6 protein-coding genes are annotated in these 20,270 nt (G+C 69.6%); all 6 read left to right on the top strand.

From position 1 onward, the window contains the following. Nucleotides 1–269 precede the first annotated feature (269 nt). Nucleotides 270–13,838: a filamentous haemagglutinin family protein gene (locus ACTJI2_RS07485; RefSeq protein WP_440841605.1), complete on the top strand. Its 13,569-nt coding sequence runs from the start codon at nt 270–272 to the stop codon at nt 13,836–13,838. A gap of 166 nt (nt 13,839–14,004) precedes the next feature. Continuing rightward, entirely contained in the window at nt 14,005–15,630 is a 1,626-nt protein-coding gene (locus ACTJI2_RS07490) for a ShlB/FhaC/HecB family hemolysin secretion/activation protein (protein WP_440841606.1), read from the top strand. Nucleotides 15,631–15,659: 29 nt separating this feature from the next. Then, the gene (locus ACTJI2_RS07495) at nt 15,660–17,468 is read left to right on the top strand and encodes a DUF2341 domain-containing protein (protein WP_440841225.1); all 1,809 of its coding nucleotides are present in this window, start codon (nt 15,660–15,662) and stop codon (nt 17,466–17,468) included. A 10-nt stretch (nt 17,469–17,478) separates the two neighbouring features. Further along, on the top strand, nt 17,479–17,889 hold the full coding sequence (locus ACTJI2_RS07500) for an ExbD/TolR family protein (RefSeq protein ID WP_183645121.1): 411 nt from the start codon (nt 17,479–17,481) through the stop codon (nt 17,887–17,889). A 4-nt stretch (nt 17,890–17,893) separates the two neighbouring features. Further along, the gene (locus ACTJI2_RS07505) at nt 17,894–18,583 is read left to right on the top strand and encodes a TonB C-terminal domain-containing protein (RefSeq protein WP_203323832.1); all 690 of its coding nucleotides are present in this window, start codon (nt 17,894–17,896) and stop codon (nt 18,581–18,583) included. A 64-nt stretch (nt 18,584–18,647) separates the two neighbouring features. Next, on the top strand, nt 18,648–20,270 hold a 1,623-nt coding region (locus ACTJI2_RS07510; RefSeq protein ID WP_440841607.1), incomplete at its 3' end, for a putative porin.

A 20,270-nucleotide genomic window follows, 5' to 3' on the forward strand; every position in this document is an offset into this window, starting at 1 on the left:
CCATGCATCTTTCGCGGACGATCATCGTGCGCGTCTACCCAATGCAGTCGTTAGCAGGTGTAGATGACAGAAACATGAAATTCATCCGGCGAGTTGCCGCCCATTTTCGCGTGCATGAATTTTTTGTTTCAGCAGTTCAGTCGTCACCGGCCCCGTCGGTCTTACCCATCGTAACGAGCACAACCCATTCCAACGCGATGATCCGGGGACGGACGCGGGAAGGCGGGAAGTGCATCCAGCGAACGACATTCCACGGGTGGAAAACAATGGTGAATCAGCCGCAGCGAACGCGCACTCCTTCCACGGCCGATGGCTTGGGCATCAAGCCGCTGGCGCACGCGATCACCGCGTTGCTGGTCGCCGGCGGCATGATCGGAACCGCCAGTGCGCAGCAGGCGTTCAGCGCGGCCTGGTTCGCCAACAAGGGGGCCAACCAGCAGTCGGCGGCCCAGTCCGGGCGCCTGCCCAACGGGCAGCCGAGCAACCTGCCGCGGCCGGAACAACAGAACCGCGAGGCGCGCGACAAGCTCAAGACCTCGATCGAGAACCTGGCCACCGCCGCGCAGGCCATCGCCATGCAGCAGCGGCTGCAGCAGGCGGCGCGCGACGCCGCCAGCCTGCGCGCGCCCACCGTTCCCGACGGTCTGGGCGAGGGGGGGCTGAAGGTTGATCAGGACGCGCTGACCCGCGGCTGGCACAACGCCAAGGATCCGACCCAGCAGGTGGCGGACGGCAAGACCACCGTCACCATCGAGCAGACCGCCGACAAGGCCATCCTCAATTGGGAGAGCTTCAACGTCGGCCGCAACACCACTGTCGATTTCAAGCAGGATGCGGCGTGGTCGGTGCTCAACCGGATCAACGATCCAAGTGCGCGGCCGTCGCAGATCCAGGGCCAGATCAAGGCCGATGGCACGGTGTTCCTGATCAACCGCAATGGCGTGGTGTTCAACGGCACCAGCCAGGTGAACGTCAAGAACCTGGCCGCGTCCGCGGTCGGCATGACCGATGCGCAGTTCCGCAGCGGGCTGTACAGCCAGGCGCAGGGCAAGGACTTCATTCCCACCTTCGCCAACGATCTGACCTCCACCGCCAGCAGTTTCCAGCATGGTGCGGCAACCGGTGCCGTCACCGTGGAGCAAGGTGCGCGGATCACCACGCATGTGCCCACTTCGGTGACCGAAGGCGGCGGCTATGTGCTGCTGGTGGGCCAGCAGGTGCAAAACCATGGGCAGATCGCCACCGCCAACGGCCAGACCACGCTGGCCGCGGGCGACGCGTTCGTCATCCGCAAGGGCATGGACACGGATGGCAACCAGGCCTCGACCACGCGCGGCAATCTGGTCTCGACCCTGCGACTGCCGGCAACTTCCGGCACCGGCACCGAGGGCAGTGCGCCAGCGACCGGCATGGTCACCAACACCGGTCTGATCCAGGCCACCACCGGCGACATCAGCCTGGTCGGCCACGAAGTCCGCCAGCAGGGCGCGGTGATCGCGACCACTTCCGTGCACACCCGCGGCACGGTCCATTTGACCAGCGATGCCACCGACGCAGACAGCCGCATCGTCCTGGACAAGGACAGCACCACCGCGGTGGTGCTGGACGAAAGCGCGACCACCGCCCTGGACGTGCAGCGCGAAACCCTCGTGCGGGACACCGACAAGCCGGACGGCAATGCCACCCACCGACGCGACCAGTCGCTGATCCGGATTAGTTCCGGTGGCGACGTCGATTTCCAGGGCCAGTCACTGACCCTGGCCACCGGTGGGCAGGTGCTGGTGGACGCGGCGGGCCGGTCGACCGTCGCCGATGGCGCGCGCATCGACGTGTCCGGCGCGGTCGGCGTGCGCATCGCGATGGAAGCCAACAATGTCCTGATCAACGTACAGGGCAACGAGCAGCGCGACGCGTCCGGCAACCGCGACGACAAGAGCCTCAACAACAGCAACATCTGGCTGGATCGGCGCGATCTGGTGCTGGTGCCGGCCGGCACCAACGGCTACGAAACCGATCGCTGGTACACCGCCGGCGGCCTGCTGGAAGTCGGCGGCTACCTGGGCGTCACCGGCCACGGCATCGGCGAATGGTCGGCGCAGGGTGGCACCGTGCAATTCAGCGGCGGCGAGGTGGTGACCCGCCAGGGTTCGCACATCAACCTGTCCGGCGGCACCCTGGACGTGCAGACCGGCTACGTCAACCAGACCTTCCTCAAGGGCGCCGACGGCAAGCTCTACAACGCGTCGAACGCGCCGGGTGATCTTCTCTACACCGGCCTGTACAAGGGCTTCGAGGATCTGCACGAGCGCTGGGGTTCGCAGACCACGTCCTACTACTACAACCCGCTGATCGCACCGCGGACGCGCCTGGAAGGCGGCTACGTGGTGGGACGCGACGCTGGCAAGCTGGTGGTCGCGACCCGGGGCGCGGTACTCGAAGGCGATGTCGAAGGCACCACCTTCCAGGGCGACCGCCAGCAGCGGACGCGTGATGCGGCGCTGGATGGTTATCAGCAGGCGCAGACCGCCGCCGCACGCGGCGCCAGCCTGATCATCGGCAGCCACCGCCCGGTGTACGACAAGAACACCGGCGATCTGCGCTATTCGCCCGACGCGGTGGTCAGCGCGGTGACGATCGGCGACGCGGTGCCGGGCGCCGAACCGGAGGCGGGCCGGATCGCGCTGGACGCGGACTGGCTGAATCGCCAGGGATTGGGGGGCCTGGAGGTGTATGCGCGCGGTGGCGTGCGCGTGGACGAAGCCCTGACCGTATCGCCCGGCGGCGAAATCGCGCTGCACGCCAGCCAGGTGGACGTCAATGCGGACCTGACCGCACGCAGCGGCAGCATCCGCCTGGGCAACATGGTCGTCCGCCACATCAGCGCCGAGGGCGGCAGCTGGCAGGAAACCGCGATCAGCGAAGTCACGCCGCCCGGTTATGCGCGCCAGACGAACCTGGCCGACGGAGTCACCCTGGACGCACGCGGCCTGTGGAACAACCGCCAGCACGATCCTCTCGCCATCGGCGGCCTGCCGTACGTGGATGGCGGCAGCGTGTCGTTGCGCAGCGACGGCAACGTGGTGCTGGGCAAGGACAGCCTGATCGACGTTTCGTCCGGCGCCACCCTGGGCGCGGACGACCGCCTGCATGGCGGTCGCGGCGGCAACGTGAGCCTGGCGGCCGGCCTGGTGGGCGGCGCCGGCGTGCTGTCGCTCGACGGCACGCTGCGGGGCCACGGCGTCAACGGTGGCGGCAAGCTCGATATCGAGCACGGCACCCTGGTCAGCATCGGTGACGGCGTTCCGCAAATCATCGAGCAGTTGCAGGCCGGTGAAACCAGCGATCTGCCGCTGCGCCTGGCAAACGACTACGTGATCCCGGCCGGGCAGCCGATCCCGATGGACTTCTCGGTCGTCATGACCCGCGTGCTGGGCGACCAGCCGGTGCCGGTGCGCACCCGCCCGCTGATCAGCGAAGCCAATCCGGTGACGTTGCAGGCCGAGTGGCGCTTGCCGACCGCGGTGCTGCTCGCCAATGGCACCTACCAGTACGCCGGCACCGTGCTGCCCGCCGGCACCGTGCTGCACGCCATCACCGAACTGGAAGCGGGCTACGTGGTGCCGCGCGACGTGTTCCCGGATGGCTTGCCGATCACCGCGTATACGGCGACGTACCAGGGCGGCAGCATCGCCGCCACCGACATCGTGGTGCCGCGCGGCCAGCGCATTCCGCCCGGCACCGCCTGGCCCGAGACCGTCGAAGTGCAGTCCTTCCTGGCATTGGACGGGGCGCTGTTCCAGTCCGGTTTTGGTGCCTATGCGATCCATGGTCGCGACGGTGTTTTGGTGCAGCCGGGCACCGAACTGTCGGTGCTGATGCCGCTGCTTGACTACGACCGCGACACCGCGCGCCGGATCGCGAGCGGCGCGGACCCCTCGGAAGCGCTGTCGGTATGGCTGCCGCCGACGCAGGCCGACGATCCCGACCAGGGCCGGACCACGCTGCGCCGGGGCGCGAGCCTGTCGCTCACGGCCGGTTCGATCTACGCCAATGGCGTGCTGGAGATGGGCAAGGACAGCCGCATCGAGGTGGATCCGGGGCAATCGATCACCTTGACCGGCAACGACCAGATCACCATCGAGGGCGAACTGCGGGCGCATGGCGGGCGCATTTCCATCCTGCCCGGCGCGTGGGGGCAGGGCCTCGACAGGAACCGGCCGAACGGGAAGCCGAACGGACGCTCGATCTGGATCGGCGACGACGCGGTCCTGGATGTGTCCGGACGCGCCTACACCGGCGTCGACGCGAACGGGCGCCGCTTCGGCCAGGTGCTCGACGGCGGCACCATCGAAATCGGCGCGCGCCATGACCTGGAGGCGCGCGAATTCAACGCGGTGGACGCGTTCCTGGTGGTGCGTCGCGGCGCGCGACTGGAGGCGTCCGGTGCGCAGGCGACGCTGGATCTGCCCGGCCTCGGCGGCACGCTGATTCCCAGTCATGGCGGCGTGATCGCGCTGAGCGCGAGCAATGGCCTGTATATCGACGGCCAACTGCGCGCGGCCGCGGGCGGTGCCGGTGCGGCCGGCGGTACCCTCGCACTGAATCTGGAAACCCCGCTTTACCGCGAAGTGGGGCGCTGGGATTACCTGGGGGATGACGTCGACGACGCCGTGCGCGTGCCGCGCGAGCTGCTGCTGGAGCAGAACTACGGCGGCAGCGGACTGGCCGACGATGCCGAAGCCGGGCAGATGCACGAGAGTCTGGTCTATGGCCAGGCCCGCTATGGCGTGGACGCGATCCGCGCGGGCGGATTCGACACCACCGCGCTGCACGTCAACGGCCTGCTGAGCTTCGCCGGCGATATCGACCTGCGCATGCGGCAGGCGCTGTATCTCACTGCCAGCGGCATCGGACTGGGCGCGGATGCCGCCCGTGACAGCCGGGTGACCCTCGCCGCGCCGTACCTGCGGCTGTCCGGTTCCGCGCGCCGCCAGGGCGATGGCGAGATGATGCCGAATCCGGTGTTCGGATCGCGCAACGTCAGTGCCGGAAACGGCACCCTGGGCGCGCCCGGCATCGCCGAAGGCTCCGCGCTGCGTCTGGATGCGGATCTGATCGATATCGTCGGCGAAGTCGGCATGGGCGCCAATGGCGCGATCATCCACAACAGCGGCACGCCGCTGGAGGTCCGGCGCGACGCGTTCGAGGCGTTGCAACTGCATAGCCGTGGCGACCTGCGCCTGCGCGGCGCCAAGCTGTTCTCGCCCGGCGACACCTTGCTGGAAGCCCGCCAGATCTACGGCAAGGGCGACGTCATCGTCGGCCTGCGCAGCCGGGTCAACCAGTGGAACAATCTGGAGCAGTACTACGACCCGGACAGTCGTCTCGACATCACCCGGGTCGGCAGCGAACTTCCGCCGATGCCGTACAGCGTGTTCGGTGCGATGAGCTTCGCCGCCGCCACCGTCAACCAGGGCGGCGTGCTGCGGGCACCGCTGGGCACCATTACGCTCGGCAGTGCGGACAGCAACGGCAAGACCGGTCTGGTCAACCTGTTGCCGGGTAGCGTCACCTCGGTCAGCGCACGCGGCCTAGTCATTCCGTACGGTGGCACCGTCGATGGCTTGGTCTATCAGTACGAAGGCACCGACGTTGAATTCCGCGGACTTGGCAACGAGCCGAAGGTCGAGTTCCAGAGCCATGCGGTGAACGCGCAGGCCGGGGCAACGGTGGATCTGTCCGGTGGCGGCGAACTTGCCGGTGCCGCATTCCTGTCTGGCCGTGGCGGTTCCACCGATGCGCGCCTGCATCCGTTGGTGCAGATGGCCGCCGATGGCAGCGGTTTCACCTTGCCGGGCCTGTCGACCAACCCGGTCTATGCGATCGTCCCGGGCGTGCAGGCGGGACAGGCACCGGTGGGAGGAGAGCAGGGTGCCGGTGCGCCTGCACTGGGTCGCCAGATCACCATCGGTGCCGGCGTGCCCGGCCTGCCGCCGGGCACCTACACGCTGCTGCCTTCGACCTATGCGCTGCTGCCGGGCGCTTTCCGTGTCGAGATCAACGGGCTGGCCAATTCCGCGGCCTCGTTCGGCAGCACCACCGCGATGCGCAACGGCTCCTGGAGCACGGCGGCGCAACTGGGGACCGCCAATACCGGCCTGCGCGACGTGCTGCCGACCCAGGTCATCCTCACCTCGGCCGACACCCTGCGCAGTTACTCGCAATACAACGAGACCAGTTACGCGCAGTTCGCCATCGACAGCGCCGCGCGCGATGGAGTCCCGCGTGCGCTGCTGGAACGCGATGCCAAGGCCATCAGCCTGCGCCTGATCGAACGGAGCGAGGAAGGCTCGCGCGGCGAGCCCGCGTTGCGCTTTGACGCCACCGTGCTGGCAAAGCCCGAAGAGGGCGGGCACGGCAGCCTGACCAATCTCTGGTACGCGCGGAACTATGAAATCCTGGCCGACGGCGCCGCGCCCACCGAGGGCTTCACCGGCGTTTCGGTCCATGCCAGCGAACTCAACGCCATCGGCGGCGCGCGCCTGGTCGTCGGCGGACGCCTGACCAGCACGCAGCGGGATCACACCGGCAGCCAGCAGCGGGCCAACCAGATCGGCATCTTCGGCAACTCGACGGCAAACATCGTGCTGCGCGAGGGCGCGGTGCTGGAGGGCACCGATGTCTTCCTGATCAGCAGCCGGGTGGACGGCGCGATCACGCTGGAGCAGGGCGCCGGTATCAACACCCTGGGCAAGGGCGCTTCCACGTTCGGGGCCGAACAGGGCTACGTGTATACCCCGGGCCAGAACTCCGTGCTGGCGGTTTCCAACGGTGCGCTCGACCTGCTGGCACCGGACGCCCCCAATTCGGACGGCGGCGGAGCCGGCGCGATCGAGATTGGCGTATGCGCGGCGGGGGGAAGCTGTGCGGGTGAAACCCGGCTCTATTCCGAAGGCACGATTGCCACCGCGACCGACAACCGCTTCGTGCTGGGCGACGAGGTCCGCTACGGGACCCGCAACCTGGTGCTGGCGGTGGGCGGCATCAACGTGGGCAGCCAGGCCGCGCTGGCGGACGCCGCAGCGCGGGGTGCGCTGCCCGCCGGCATGACCCTCAACCAGCAGGTCCTGGACCGGTTGCTGCTCGGCGATACCCGCAACGGCGCGCCCGCGTTGCAGAACCTTGCGCTGACGGTGCGCGAATCGATCAACTTCTACGGGTCGGTCAGCCTGTCCACCTTCAATCCGGTCACCGGCAAGTCCGCGCTGGAGCAACTGGTCCTTGGCGCACCGGCGATCTATGGCTACGGCGATGCCGACGACGTGGCGCGCATCCATACCGACACCCTGGTCTGGACCGGATCGCGGCTGGCGGGTGGCAACGTGGTCGCGCAGGGCCCCGGCACCGGCAGCGGGCAGCTGACGGTCGATGCGCGCGTGATCGACTTCGGCCATGCGACCAAGAGCCAGCCGGATACGGTGCGCAGCTACGACCGGATGACGCTGGGCTTCGCGGGCGTGGACCTCAATGCGAGTGAACGGGTCACCGCCTCGCACAAGGGGACCCTGTCGGTATACCAGTCGCAGGGCGAGTGGGATCCGGCCGCCAAGGCGTTCACCTATCACGGCGGCGACCTGAATATCAGCACGCCGCTGTTGACCGGCGCGGCGGGTTCGGTCAACCGGATCACCGCCGGTGGCGATGTACGCGTGACCGGAACCGGTGGCGTGGCGCCGGCGATGGCCAGCGATGCGCTCGGCGCCGAGATCGCGCTGGACAGCCGCGGCGGCCGGCTGCTGTTCGACGGACTGGCGTGGCTGCCGAGCGGCAAGCTCACCCTGAGTGCGCAGGACGACGTGGTGCTGGGGGATGCCGCACGGCTTGATCTGGCCGGACGCAAGCTCGAATTCTTCGATGTCAGCAAGTACAGCTGGGGCGGCGACGTGGTGCTGGAAAGCCGCGCCGGTGACGTCAGCCAGTCAGCGGGCGCGCAGATCGATCTGTCGGCGCGCTTCAATCGCGCCGGCAAGCTGGGCGCGTTCGCCCAGGCCGGCACGGTGGACCTGGCCGGTCGCATCCTCGGCGCCAGCAGCGGCCACTACGACGCCGGCGGCACCGAGGTGCCGTTCATGGCCGGTCGCATCGACGTGCATGGCCTGCACATCGACGATTTCGGCGGGCTCAACGCCCGGCTGACCGCCGATGGCGTCACCGGTGCGCGCAGCTTCCGGCTGGGCGAGGGTGATCTGGTCGTGGGCAACGAGATCAAGGCCCATGAAGTCAATGTCTCGCTCGACAAAGGGCATCTCACGGTCGATGGCGTCATCGATGCCAGCGGCGAACAGGCGGGCAGCATCCGCCTGGCCGCGCGCGATGGCGTCACCCTGACCGGCGGCGCGGTGCTGGATGCCAGTGCCGACGTGCTGCGCCGGGACAGCTACGGTCAGGTCATCGAGGCGCCCAACCGCGCGGTCATCGAGGTGGATTCCGGTGCCGGCCTGTTGCGGATCGACAGCGGCGCACGCATGGATCTGCGGGTGGCAGGTGCCGATCGTGGCTATGGCACGGTGGCGCTCAACGCGCCGCGCATCGGCGGCGACGATGTCGCCATCGATGCCCGCGGCGACATCGCCATCGAAGGCGCCAAGACCATCACCGTCAACGCTTTCACCAGTGACGACAGCGCCCGGCCCGGCGTGGATGCCACCACCGACGGCGGTAGCTACCAGATCATCGACCAGGACTATCTGGACCGCCTGCACGGGCAGAACACGGCATTCATCACCGCCGCCCTCGGCAACACGGATCTGATGGAGCATCGCCTGGCCGGCCTGTGTGGCTATCGCGATCAGTTCCATCTGCGCCCGGGCGTGCAGATCGTCAGCAGCACGGATCCGGCCATCAATCCGGATGGCAACCTGCACGTGGATGGCGATCTGGATCTGTCCGGCTACCGCTACGCCAGCGTCAATCCGCATTCGCAGCAGACCGCCACGCGCGGTTCCGGCGAAGCCGGCGCGCTGGTGATCCGCGCGCGCGGCGATCTGGAAGTGTTCGGCAGCATCAGCGACGGCTTCGACGGCTCGCGCCTGAGCCCCGGCTTCGACGATCAGGGCTGGATCCTGACCAAGGGGCGGCAGCCGCACGGCGCCGACGTGGTCGTGCCGCATGGCGGCAAGGTCACGCTGGTGGCCGGTACTGTGTTCCCCTCCGGCAAAGTGCTCAATTACGACGTGCGCATCGTCGGCATGGAAGTGGCCGCGGGCACCCAACTGCCAGCGGAAGCGACGCTGGCGCAGCCGTTGACGCTGGCGCGCGGCACCGTGCTGGGCGGCCCCGTGTTCGATGCCGGCGGCACTCTGCTGTACGCGGCGGGCACGGTGCTGGCCGACACGGTCACGTTGCCGGCCAATACCCACCTCGGCGCGGGCCTGCGACTGCCGACGGCGGCGCGACTGGGCGAAATGATCTGGCCGGCCGGTATCGCACTGCCGGCGCCTTCGCGCGGTTCCGGCGTGGCGCTGGCCGCCGATCTGGCGCTGGCCAAGGGGGCTTTCATCCCCAGCGAGACCGAAGTCAAGTTGCCGGGTGACGTGCAAACCGTCGACCTGCGCGACAAGGACGCGGATGGCCATCAGGGACTCCAATGGGCACTGGCGCCGATGCTCGCGGCCGGATCGCAGTCCTGGGACATCACCCTGGTGGGTGGCGCCGATCCGGATGCGGCGGATCGCCTGGCGGTCGCGCGTGAGCGAACCGGCGGTCTGCGTCTGTCCGACAACCATTACGGCATGGGCATGCAGCAGTTGCCGGTACCGGGTACGGGTTCTCCAGCGGTGTATCGGTGGGGCGATGCGCCCCACCAGGAATTCGTCGACCTGCTGTCGATGTTTGGTTACTCGTTCCCGATCATCGCCGGCGCGGTGATTACGCCCGCGGAAGTCGAGGAACTTCAGCTGCTGGGCATCATCGGTGTCGACGCGGGCGAGCTGAACCTCTGGGGTTATGGCGATCTCTCCGCGCTGGTCACGCCTGCCACGCCGCCGGACATGGATTACTACACGTTGCCGGTGCGCGAGCAACTGGCCAGTGTGGTGCGCACCGGCACCGGTGATCTGAAGCTGGTGTCCGGCGACGACATCCTGACCACGTCGCTGTACGGCGTCTACACCGCCGGCACGCCGTCGGCGCGCATCACCGCGGCCGATGGCAGCGAGCCGTTCAACCTGCCGCGGGGCGCGGTCGTGGATGGGACCATCCTGGGGCCAAGTGGCGGCGACCTGTTCGAACATCTGGTCGACGGCGGCAGCCAGAGTCTGTACCAGGCGTGGTTCCCGGAGGCCGGTGGCAACCTGCTGCTGCGCGCACGCGGGGACATCATGGGCGACAGCGTCGGCAAAACAACGGCCGTGATTCGCCCGGATGCGCTCGGTTACCGGAATGGCCCGCTCACCGGCAGCGCATCGATCGGCAACTGGCTGTGGCGGCAGGGCAGCGGCAGCGTCGGCGATGCCGGCGGCAACGTGGCCACGGCATGGTGGATCAACTTCGGCACCTACATCGCGTCGAACCGGGATAACGGCATGTCCGGATTCGAAGGCATGCCACGAATGATGGCGTTCACCGGTTTCGGCACGCTGGGAGGCGGCAACCTGCTGCTGGAAACCGGCGGTGACGCCGGCATGCTTCAGGGACGCGGCGACAAGGGCTACGTGATCGCCCGCAGCCAGGGCGTGAACCTGGCGGTGGCCAGCACCGGTCGGGTGACCGCGTCCGGTGAACTGGTACAGACCGGCGGTGGCGATCTGGATATCCGCATCGGCGGGGGCCTGAACCCTGATCCGTACGAGCGCAGCTTCCCCGTCGGCAACCTGGTTCCGGAAGCCAATACCTTCCCGGCCAACAACGTCCACCGCCTGGACCTCAACGGCAGCTTCACCAACCTGCGCGGCGCGCTGCGCATGGAAGCCGGAGCGGTCGGCGGCGTCGAACTTCGCCATGGCGGCATGGATCCCAAGGAGTCGCGCGCCAACGACGTGTACACCGCGACGGCGGCGACCTCCGGTGGCGGTCCGTTGCTGGTGCTGGGCGACGCCACCGCGCGCATCGATACGCGCGGCGATCTGGTCCTGACCGGCGCCGCCGACGGTGGCCGGGTGCCGCAGTTCCACGGCGGATCCCCGTACCGGATCAACGACACGCTGCACGATGGTGGCGGCTGGAACTGGTTCTCGCTGTGGACACCTTCCACCGCGGTCGACCTGTTCGCCGCCGGCGGCAACCTGACCCCGACCCTGGGTGAACTGGATCGCGGCAGCTTCAGTGACTTCCAGGCCACCGACGGCAATTTCATCTATCCCTCGACCGTGCGTGCGGTCGCCGCCAGCGGCAGTCTGTTCTATGGCATCAACGGCCTCGCCAACGGCGTGGTCCTGGCGCCTTCGCCGGTGGACGGGCGTTTCGTGGTCGAAAGCGCCGGCCAGCTCGAATTGCTGGCGCGCGATTCCATCTACGCGGGCGGCAATGGCTTCTCGGTGTCGGGTGCGGATCCGACCCGCTTGCCCAGCCCCTTCAATCCCGGTTTCGTCGGCTTTGATGACAACGTCTGGTACGGGCGTCGCGTCTGGCACAACGTCAGTCCCGATGCGCTGGCACCGTCGGCATTGTTCGCCTTCGGTCACGACGGGCCGCTCGGCACTTCGCAGGCCTATCCGCTGTTCTCGTTCACGCCGCCCACCGCGTCGGGCCATGTGTACGCGGGTCGCCAGCCCGCGCGTTACTACGCGGTGGAAGGGGATCTGGTGGGGCTGCAGCTTGGCGGCATCGTCTATCGTGGCCTGCATACCGGGGAGCGCGGCAACTATCCGTCCTGGTACGACGGCGGTGGCGCGGTCGCGGTCCGCGCCGGCCGCGACATCGTCAACGCGGGCACCCAGTTGGGCCAGTTCGATACGCTTGGCCAGAACTACGGGCAGGAGACGGGCGCGCTCGGCTGGTTCGGTGTCCCGACGACCCTCGACCTTTCCGCGCCACACAAGCCGAATTACGTCGGCACCGGCACCTCGCGCGGCAATCTGATCGTGCACACCAGCGCCGACGACGTGTCGGTGGTCGAGGCGGGGCGGGACATCCGCTTCAGTTCCTTCTACATCGCCGGTCCCGGCGAATTGGAACTCACCGCCGGCCGCGACGTGTACATGGCCGACAAGGCCGAATTGCGCAGCATCGGGCCGGTCTACAACGTTACTCCGGGTGATCGGGGCAGCGGCGCCGGCATCACCGTCATGGCCGGGGTAGGCGAGCACGGTGCGGACTGGGCGGCCTTCGCGGCGCGCTACCTGGACCCGGCGAACCAGGCCGATCCGGAACGCCCGCTGGGTGATCAGCCCGGCAAGGCGGTGCGCATCTACGACGGCAGCCTGACCCTGGCGCAGTGGCTGGCGCGCGAGTTCGGCTACGCCGGAGACGAGGCCGGCGCGACGGCATTCATGCTCGAAAAGCAGGCCGAGCTGGATCGGGTCCGCAACACCGCGCTGGCGGCAGGCAAGAGTGCAAGCAACCGCAACCTGACGCGCGAGTTCCAGCGCGAGAGCGATCTGCACCTGGTCAACTGGCTCACCGCGCGTTTCGGCGGCGCCAACGGCCTGGGCCTGCACTTCGACGCCGCCGTCATGGACGCGCGCGCCTTCTTCGCCGCGTTGCCGCCGGAGCAGCAACGCGTGTTCCTGCGCAATGTCTATTACAACGAACTGAAGACGGCCGGTCGCGAGTACAACCAGGACGGCGGCCCGCGCGAAGGCAGCTACCTGCGCGGACGCGAGGCGATCGCCACGCTGCTGCCGGCGAAGGACAGTGCCGGCAACGCCATCCGTTACGAGGGTGGCCTGACGATGTTCAGCAGCGCCTTGTACTACGAGACCTTCGGCGAGACGCCCTCCGCACGCCCCCGGCCGGGCCAGAGCTACATCCGCGAGGACGAATGGTTCGCGCGTGGCCGTCCCGGCGGCGTGCCGTTCTACAAGGTCCTCGACGCCGGCATCCATACCGACTTCGGCGGCGACATCAATCTGCTGGTGCCCGGCGGCCGCACGCTGGTCGGCGTGGATGGCGGATTCACCCCGGCGGAAGGTTCCGGCGTGCTGACCCAGGGCGATGGCGACATCAACATGTACTCGCAGGGCAGCATCCTGCTGGGCCAGAGCCGCATCTTCACCACCTTCGGCGGCAACATCCTGGCCTGGTCGGCGGAGGGCGACATCAACGCCGGCCGCGGCAGCAAGACCACCATCGTGTACACCCCGCAGCGTCGTGCCTATGACGCCATCGGCAATGTTTCGCTGTCGCCGACCACGCCGAACACCGGCGCGGGCATCGCCACGCTCAATCCGATCGCGGAAGTGCCGCCCGGCGACGTGGATCTGATCGCGCCGCTGGGCACCATCGACGCGGGCGAGGCGGGCATCCGCGTTTCCGGCAACGTCAACCTGGCCGCGCTGCGGGTGGTCAACGCCGAGAACATCCAGGTGCAGGGCGAGGCCAAGGGTATCCCGGTGGTCGCGGCGGTGAACGTCAGCGCGCTGTCCAACGCCAGTTCTGCCGCCACCAGCGCGGTGCAGGCGGCGCAGGACGTGGTCAAGCGGCAGAACGCGCGGAATCGTCCGTCGGTGATCAGCGTGCAGGTGCTCGGCTTCGGCGCCGACGCCAGCGGCGCAGCGCCGCGCGGTGGCGAAGGCGAGGGCTACGACGCCAACAGCGTGGTGCAGGTGAGCATGGGCGATCCCGCGGTGGAACCGCGCAAGCGCCCGGCACCGTCAAACCCGCGTCAAGGACGGCATTGAGAATGAAACGACGCCCGATGGGGACCGGATTCGTCCGCACGCTCCGCAATCCGGCAATCCCGCTGCCGCTGGTCTCGATGACGCCACCGCCCATGCAGCGGCGTCATCGGATGAAGGTCGCTGCCGATTCGCTTTCGCCCTTCCTTACGCATTGAGAACCCGACCGATGTTCCCAGACAAGAAGGCGCCGAGGCTGGCGCCGTTGACCCTGTGCCTGCTGGCCGCGAGCACATCCACGTTCGCGCAGGACGCCCCGCCCGCAGCCGAGGCACCGGAGGCGCCGAGCGCGCCGGGCGGAGCGGTTCAGCGGGTGAGCATCCAGGAGTACCGGGTGCGCGGCAACAGCGTGCTGGCGGCGCGGGAGATTGAGCAGGCGGTGATGCCGTACCTGGGCCCGGGGCGGACGCTGGCCGACGTGGAGGCCGCGCGCGATGCGCTGCAGGCGGCCTACCAGCAGCGCGGCTACCAGTCCGTGTACGTGGACCTGCCCGAGCAGCAGGTCAGCGGCGGGGTGGTGGTGCTGCAGGTGACCCAGACCCGGGTCGGGACGGTGAACGTGGTCGGGGCCCGGCACCACGACCCGGCACGGTTGCGCGCGGCGGTGCCGGCGCTGGCCACCGGGCAGGTGCCGGACTTCACCCGCGCCCAGGACCAGCTGGCCGCGCTCAACCGCACCGCGCGCCGGCAGGTGGTGCCGCTGGTCAAGCCCGGCGCCACGGAGGGGACCATGGACGTGGACCTGAAGGTGGAAGACACCGCGCCGTGGCGGGCCAGCCTGACGGTCAACAACGACCACAGCGTGGACACCACCCCGCTGCGCAGCATCCTGAGCGTGGGCCACGACAATTTGTGGCAGCGCGAGCACAGCGCCTCGCTGACCTGGTTCGCCGCCCCGGAGGACGTGGACGAGGCCAGCGTGTGGTCCGGGTCCTACCGGCTGCCGCTGGGCGGGCCGGACTGGCAGCTGGAAGTGGCCGGCTACCGCTCCGACAGCAACGTGGTCTCCAGCGGCACCACCCAGGTCACCGGCAAGGGCCACGCGGTGGGCCTCAAGCTCAGCCACACCCTGCCGCAGGCCGGGGCCTGGTGGCACCAGTGGACGCTGGGGGTGGACTTCAAGGACATGGACGAGGCGGTGGCCCTGACCGGGATGGCCAGCGACTTCGCGCCGCTGAAGTACGCGCCGGTGACCCTGGCCTACAGCGGGTTCCGCCAGGGCGAGCGGCACCAGTTCGCGCTGGGCCTGCAGGCGGTGTTCGGCGCGCGCAGCGTGCTGGGCTACGGCAGCGGGGCGGACGCGTTCGACTGGAAGCGCGCCTATGCCGATGCCAGCTTCTTCGTGCTCAAGGCCGATGTCAGCGACACCTACAGCCTCGCCAGCGGGGCGCAGTGGTACGCGCGGGTGTCGGCGCAGCTGACCGACCAGCCGCTGGTGTCCGGCGAGCAGTTCGCCGCCGGCGGCATGTACACCACCCGCGGCTACCGCTCGGCCGAGGCCATCGGCGACTACGGGGCGATGTTCACCCTGGAGTGGCGCAGCGCGCCGCTGACCCGCTGGGGCCTGCGCGAGTGGCGCTTCCACGGCTACCTGGACGGGGCCTGGCTGGGCCTGCGCCGGCCACTGCCCGAACAGGAGGCCGAGGCCTCGCTGGCGTCGCTGGGGGTCGGCACCAGCTTCCGGGTGGGCGAGCACTTCGACGTGCGCCTGGACTACGGCCACAGCCTGCTGGACGGGCCCACCACCACCCGCGGCGCGGACCGGCTGCACGTCAGCGTCGGCGCCAGCTACTGACCCTCATTTCTTTTTCTGGAGATTTTTCCATGCAACGCGTCCTTCTCCTGTTGTTGATGCTGCTGGGCCTGTCGCTGCAGGCCAGCGCCCGGGCCCAGGAACCCGGTCCGGCCTGGTGGCAGGCCGACTGGAAGTACCGCAAGCCGCTGACGGTGGACGCCGGCCCGCAGGGCGCGGGCCTGGCCACCGGCCCGGGCCGGCTGCCGGTGCTGGTGCGCCTGCACGCGGGCAACTTCGCCTTCGACGGGGTGGGCGAGGGCGGCCAGGACCTGCGCTTCATCGCCGCCGACGGGCACACCGTGCTCAACCACCAGGTCGAGCGCTACGACGCGGCCGCGGCCATGGCCCTGGTCTGGGTCGACGTGCCGGCGGTGACCCCGGGCGCGGCGCAGACCCTGTGGATGTACTACGGCAACCCGCAGGCCCCGGCCGCGGGCAACGGCCAGCTGGTGTTCGACCCGGACTACACCGCCGTCTACCACTTCGCCGGCACCACCGCCCAGGTCCAGGACACCACCGCCTACGGCAACCACGCCAGCGGCCCGTTGACCGCGCTGGAGGCGGCCCTCATCGGCCGCGGCGCGCAACTGGGCACCGCGCCCTTCCAGCTGCCGGCCTCGGCCTCGCTGGCAGTGCCGGCCGGCGGGACGATGAGCTTCTCGGCCTGGGTCAAGCCCGAGGCGGCCGGTCCGGGCCAGAGCGTGTACCTGCGCCGGGACGGGGAGCACCTGCTGTGGCTGGGCGTGGACAACGGGGTGCCGTTCGTGCAGGTGGACCAGGCGCGCAGCGCGCCGGTGGCCGCATTGCCGAGCGGGCAGTGGAGCCATCTGGCCTTCACCGCCGACGCCGGGGCGGTGGTGCTGTACGTGGGCGGGCGGGAAGTGGCGCGGGTGGAGACCCCACTGCCGGCGCTGGCCGGTCCGGCCTGGGTCGGCGGCGAAGGCACCCCGGCCCCGGCCGGGGCGGTGGCCGCCGCGCCGTTCACCGGCGCGCTGGACGAGGTGCGCCTGTCCAAGGTGGCCCGGCCGGCGGCCGCGCTGCTGGCCGAGGTGGCCTCGCAGGGCCCGGCCGCGCGGCTGGTGCGCCTGGGCGAGGACGAACAGAACGCCGGGGTGAGCCATTTCGGGTTCATTTTGAAGTCCATGCCGGTGGACGCCTGGGTGGTGGTCATCGTGTTGGGGCTGATGCTGCTGCTGTCCTGGGCCATCATGCTGGCCAAGGGGCGGTATTTCGGGCGGGTCAGCCGGGCCAACGCGGCCTTCGCCGTGCAGTACCAGCAGGTGGCCGGCCTGCCGGCGGCCAGCCTGCAGGAACGCGCCCGCCAGGGCACCCTGGACGCGGATATCCGCGAGCACGCCAGCCTGTGGCGGCTGTACGCCATCGCCATGGACGAACTCAAGGGCCGCCAGGCCCACGCCCACGGCCTGAGCGCGGCCGCGCTGGCGGCCATCCGCGCGGCCATGGACGCCGAGGTCATCCGCGAAGGCGAGCGCATGAGCCGGCGCATGAACTGGCTGTCCACCACCATTGAAGGCGCCCCCTACGTGGGCCTGTTCGGCACCGTCATCGGCATCATGCTGGTGTTCGCGGTGGCGGCCATGGCCGGGGCGGTGGACATCAACTCGGTGGCCCCGGGCATGGCCGCGGCGCTGCTGTGCACGGCCGCCGGCCTGGGCGTGGCCATCCCGGCCCTGTTTGGCTACAACTGGCTGGCCGCCCGCGCCGAGGCCATCGGCGCGGACATGGCCGTGTTCGTGGACGAGTTCAGCGCCCGCCTGGCCGAGGAGTTCGACGCCGCCGGTCCGGTGCCGTCGGTGCTGCACTCGGTGCGGGCCTGAGGACCGCGCCATGGCCGCCAAGCGATTGGGTGTCAAAAAACGCGAGAAGGGCATCAACGTCACCCCCTTCGTGGACGTGCTGCTGGTGGTGCTGGTCATTTTCATTTTGACCAGCAACGCCACCATCCCCGGCATTGAAGTCAACCTGCCCAAGGCCAGCAGCAGCCAGGCCCTGGAGAAGCCGCAGACCAAGGCCATCACGGTCGACAACGCCGGGCAGATTTTCCTGGACGCCTACCCGGTGAGCCTGGCCGAGCTGGAACAGCGCCTGCGCACCGAACAGGCCATCACCCCGGACTTCCCGGTCATCGTGCGCGGCGATGCCCAGGTGCAGTACGCCCGGGTGGTGGAAGTGCTGGACCTGCTGCGGCGCATCGAGCTGACCCAGGTCGGCCTGGTCACCGGCAAGGCGCAGGGGTGAGGCCATGACTGCGCCCGACCCCCGTCCCGGCCGCGGCCTGCGCGCGGGCTGGCCGGCCCTGCTCGGGGCGCTGCTGCTGGCCGCGCTGCTGGTGGGCCTGGTCGGCTACCTGCTGCTCAAGGACCCGGCCAGCACCCGCCGGCCGGTGGCCGCCGTGCCGGTGCTGACCCTGCCGCCGCCGCCCCCGCCGCCGCCCGAACCCGAGCCCGAACCCGAACCGGAAGTGGAACCGGAAGAGGTCATGCCCGAGCCCGAGCCGCTGGAGGACGTGCCCAAGCCGGCCGAGGAGGCGCCCACCCCGGACACCGCCGACCCGGTGACCATGAACGCCGACGCCCAGGCCGGCACCGACAATTTCGGCATCCAGTCCGGTCGCGGCGGCGGCATGAGCGGGGTCGGCGCCGGCGGCGCCGGCAACGCCTCCTACGGCCGCTACCTGGGCTACGTCCTGCAGCAGGCCATCGCCCGCGACGAACGCCTGCGCCCGCTGGCCTTCCAGCTGACCCTGCACGTCTGGCTCGGCCCCGGCGGGGAACTGAGCCGGGTCGAACTGGCCCGCGGCAGCGGCAACCCCGACGCCGACCAGGCCGTGCTGGAGGCCGTGCGCGCCCTGGGCCGGGTGGACGAACGCCCGCCGGCCTCGCTGACCTTCCCGGCCCGGGTGCTGGTGCAGGGCCGCCGGCCCGCCGGCTGACCCGCCCCCCATCCCGACCACTGCCCCCTTTTCCCGCCCCTTTTTCCTGCCTTGTGAGTTGCCCATGACCCGTCTTCCCCTTTCCCGCCTGCGCCACCTGGCCGCCGGCATCGGCCTGGCCCTGGTCCTGTCCACCGCCGCCCAGGCCCAGGAGGCCCCGGCTGCCGAGAGCACCCTGGTCAAGCTCATCCGCGGCCTCATCGACAGCGGCGCGCTCACCCCCCAGGTGGGCCAGGCCCTGCTGGAGGAAGCCCGCCGCGAGGCCGCCGCCCGCCCGGCCGCCAGCGCCGCCGGCCCGGCCCTGGAACCGGGCGAGGTGCGCGTGCCCTACATCCCCGAGTCCGTGCGCGAAGGCATCCGCGAGGAGGTCAAGGCCGAAGTGCTGGCCCAGGCCAAGGCCGAACGCTGGGCCGCCCCGGACGCGGTGCCGGAGTGGACCCAGCGCGTGCAGGTCACCGGCGATGTGCGCGTGCGCAACGAGTCGCGCCTGTTCTCCGAACGCAACAGCACCATCGAGACCGACTGGGCCCGCATCAACGCCGGCGATGGCTACGACATCAACCCCAACACCCACCTGGACCTGCCGCCGCTGCGCAACACCCGCCAGGACCGCAACAACTCCTGGCGCATCCGCGCCCGCCTGGGCGTGCTGGCCCAACTGGGCGAACACACCCGCGCCGGCGTGCGCCTGGCCACCGGCAACGACGACGGCCCGGTCTCCACCACCCAGACCCTGGGCGGCGGCCTGGCCAAGAAGGACGCCTGGCTGGACCAGGCCTGGCTGGCCTGGTCGCCGCTGCCGGGCCTGGAGTTCACCGGCGGACGCTTCGCCAACCCCTACTGGTCCACCGACATCCTGTTCTCCAACGACCTCAACTTCGACGGCCTGGCGGTCAAGTACGAACGGGCCGTGGGCCAGGGCCTGGACCTGTTCGCCACCCTGGGCCTGAGCCCGCTGGAATACTCGGCCGACAACTTCCCGGCCACCAGTCAGGACAAGCAGGCCAGCCGCGACAAGTGGCTCAACGGCCTGCAGGTGGGCGCCAACTGGCGTTTCGGGGAGGACCAGACCCTGCGCGCGGCGCTGGCCTACTACCAGTTCCGCAACATCTCCGGCGAGTACTCGGCCCCCTGCGCGCTGTACGCCGGCGCCCAGGTCTGCAGCACCGACGGCACCCGCCCGGCGTTCATGCAGAAGGGCAACACCCTCATGCTCCTGCGCAACATCGCCCTGGACCCGCTGGACCCGGCCAACACCCCGCTGCCGCAGTACGTGGGCCTGGCGGCCAATTTCAGGTTGGTGGACGTGAACCTGAGTTGGGAGACCCCGGCCCTGGCCGGCACCCGCCTGCGCCTGGAGGCCCACGGGGTCAAGAACACCGCCTATGACCCGCAGCGGATGTGGACCCGCGCCCACGGCGGGCTGGTCACCAACCTGGCCACCCCGGCCGGGGCCACCCCCACCGTGGCCGACCTGGACAGCGGCGACACCGCCTACCTGGTCCAGGCCACCTTCGGCGACCTGGCCCTGGCCCAGGCCGGCGACTGGAACGCCTGGCTGGGCTACAAGCGCATCGACCCGGACGCGCTGCCGGACGGGTTCAACGACTCCAATTTCCATCTCGGCGGCACCAACGCCAAGGGCTACTACCTGGGCGCCTCCTACGCCTTCGACCGCAAGGTCTGG

The organism is Pseudoxanthomonas sp. 22568 (genome assembly GCF_052044485.1).
GTDB lineage: Bacteria > Pseudomonadota > Gammaproteobacteria > Xanthomonadales > Xanthomonadaceae > Pseudoxanthomonas_A > Pseudoxanthomonas_A beigongshangi.